Consider the following 2,756-nt stretch of genomic DNA (forward strand, 5'->3'; position numbering starts at 1 on the left):
CTGGACATCGCGCCGGAGGTCAAGCGCCTGCAGCCCGTGCTCAAGGAGGCGGAGGAGGCCACTGGCGTGGACGCCGAGCTGCTCAAGGCCATAATCACGGTGGAGTCGGGTTTCAACCCGGAGCTGGTGTCGCCCCGCGGCGCCATCGGCCTGATGCAGATGACGCCGGACGCAGCCGACCGCTACGCCACCAAATCGGAAGCCCAGGCGCCGGCCGAGCAGCGCATGCGCAACCCGCGACTGAACATCCTGACCGGGGCGCGCATGCTGGCCGACCTGACCCGCCGATATGGCGGGGTGGACGTGGCCCTGGCCGCCTGGAACGCCGGCGAAGGCAATGTGCGCCGCGCCGGTGGCAAGATGCCGCCTTTCGAAGAAACGCGGGCCCATGTGCACATGGTGCTCGAGCTTTACTGGACCCTGCTGCAGCAACGCATGCAGACGGGCGCCCGCCAGCTCAAGCTGGTGGGCTGGAACGAAGGGGCGCAGCCCGTGCGCTGAGCCCGACCGAGATCGATGGAACAGACTTCCCTGAGCTTTCAAGCCGGCGACGGCGACGGATCGAACGACATCGCCCTGGCGCACTACGCCGAGCGGGCCTACCTCGAGTACGCGCTGAGCGTCGTCAAGGGCCGGGCGCTGCCCGACGTCTGCGACGGTGCCAAGCCGGTGCAGCGGCGCATCCTCTACGCCATGCAGCGCATGGGCCTGGGCTGGGCCGGTGGCGCGCCCAAGCCGGTCAAGAGCGCCCGCGTGGTGGGCGATGTGCTGGGCCGCTTCCACCCGCACGGCGACCAGGCCGCCTACGACGCCCTGGTGCGCATGGCGCAGGATTTTTCGCAGCGCTACCCGCTGATCGACGGCCAGGGCAACTTCGGCAGCCGCGATGGCGACGGTGCCGCGGCGATGCGCTACACCGAGGCGCGCCTGTCGCCCATCGCCCGCCTGCTGCTCGATGAGATCGACGAGGGCACGGTGGAGTTCGTGCCCAACTACGACGGCTCCACCGAGGAACCCAGGCAGCTGCCGGCGCGCCTGCCCTTCGTGCTGCTCAACGGGGCCTCCGGCATTGCCGTGGGCCTGGCCACCGAGATCCCCAGCCACAATCTGCGCGAGGTGGCCACGGCGGCGGTGGCGCTGATCCGCAACGATCAGCTGCCCGACGACGAGCTGTTCGCCATGCTGCCCGGCCCGGACTTCCCGGGTGGCGGCCAGGTCATCTCCAGTGCGGCCGACATCCGCGCGGCCTACAGCAGCGGCCGCGGCAGCCTGAAGGTGCGCGCCGTCTGGAAGATCGAGGATCTGGCGCGCGGCCAGTGGCAGCTGGTGGTCACCGAGCTGCCGCCGGGCACCAGTGCGCAGAAGGTGCTCGAAGAGATCGAGGAACTGACCAACCCCAAGGTCAAGGCCGGCAAGAAGGCGCTGACCGCCGAACAGACCCAGCTCAAGGGCGCGGTGCTGTCGGTGCTGGACGCGGTGCGCGACGAATCCAGCAAGGACGCACCGGTGCGCCTGGTCTTCGAGCCCAAGAGCCGCACCGTCGAGCAGCAGGAGCTGATCACCACGCTGCTGGCCCACACCAGCCTGGAGACCAATGCCCCGGTCAACCTGACCATGGTGGGCCTGGATGGCAAGCCGGTGCAGAAGAGCGTGCGCCAGATGCTGCTGGAGTGGATCAGCTTCCGCCAGACCACGGTGCAGCGGCGCACCCGCCACCGCCTGGACAAGGTGCTGGACCGCATCCACGTGCTGGAAGGTCGCCAGCTGGTGCTGCTGAACATCGACGAGGTGATCCGCATCATCCGCAACGCCGACGAGCCCAAGCCGGCGCTGATCGAGCGCTTCCGCCTGAGCGACCGCCAGGCCGAGGACATCCTGGAGATCCGGCTGCGTCAGCTGGCCCGGCTGGAGGCACTCAAGATCGAACAGGAACTGTCGAGCCTGCGCGAGGAGCAGTCCAAGCTTGAGGACATCCTGGGCAACCCGGGCAGCCTGCGCCGCACCGTGATCAAGGAGATCGAGGCCGACGCCAAGCAGTTCGGCGACGACCGCCGCACCCTGATCCAGGAGGAGAAGCGGGCGGTGGCCGAGGTCAAGGTGGTGGACGAGCCCGTCACCGTGGTCATCAGCCAGATGGGTTGGGCACGTGCCCTCAAGGGCCACGAGGTGGATGCCGCCACGCTGGGCTTCAAGTCCGGCGACACCCTGCACAGCCACTTTGCCTGCCGCAGCGTGGACACGCTGCTGGTCATCGGCAGCAATGGCCGGGTCTACAACATCGCCGTGGCCAGCCTGCCGGGCGGGCGTGGCGACGGCGTGCCCATCACCTCGCTGATCGACCTGGAGCCGGGCAGCAAGGCGCAGCACTACTTCGCCGGCGCGGCCGACACCACGCTGCTGTTCGCCAACAGCGGCGGCTTCGGCCTGCTGGCCCGGGCGTCGGACCTCTTCACGCGCCAGCGCGCGGGCAAGAGCTTCCTGACGCTGGAAGACAAGGAAGAACTGTTGCCGCCGGCACCGGTGGCCATCGCTCATGCGCAGGTGGCCTGCCTGTCGGCCAGCGGCCGGCTGCTGGTCTATGCGCTGTCGGACCTGAAGCTGCAGCCCAAGGGCGGCCGGGGCCTGACGCTGATGGACGTGGACGCCAAGGACCCGCTCTTGTCCGTCTGCAGCTTCGGCGACGTGCTGCGGGTGCTNGGCGCCGGCCGGGGCGGCAAGCCCCGGGACGAGCTGGTCAAGGGCTCGGCCCTGGCCAG

The 2,756-nt window shown here is 69.4% G+C and carries 2 protein-coding genes; both read left to right on the forward strand.

Annotated elements, in window-relative coordinates; genetic code table 11:
• Window positions 1-501, forward strand: a 501-nt coding sequence (locus I73_RS25570; RefSeq protein WP_051048943.1) for a lytic transglycosylase domain-containing protein, incomplete at its 5' end; no start/stop codon positions are given.
• 15 nt (window positions 502-516) lie between these two features.
• Window positions 517-2,756 (forward strand): DNA topoisomerase IV subunit A (gene parC, locus I73_RS02665; RefSeq protein WP_022979204.1); only part of this gene is annotated, 2,240 nt, incomplete at its 3' end.

The organism is Ideonella sp. B508-1 (assembly GCF_000333615.1).
Lineage (GTDB): Bacteria > Pseudomonadota > Gammaproteobacteria > Burkholderiales > Burkholderiaceae_C > Ideonella.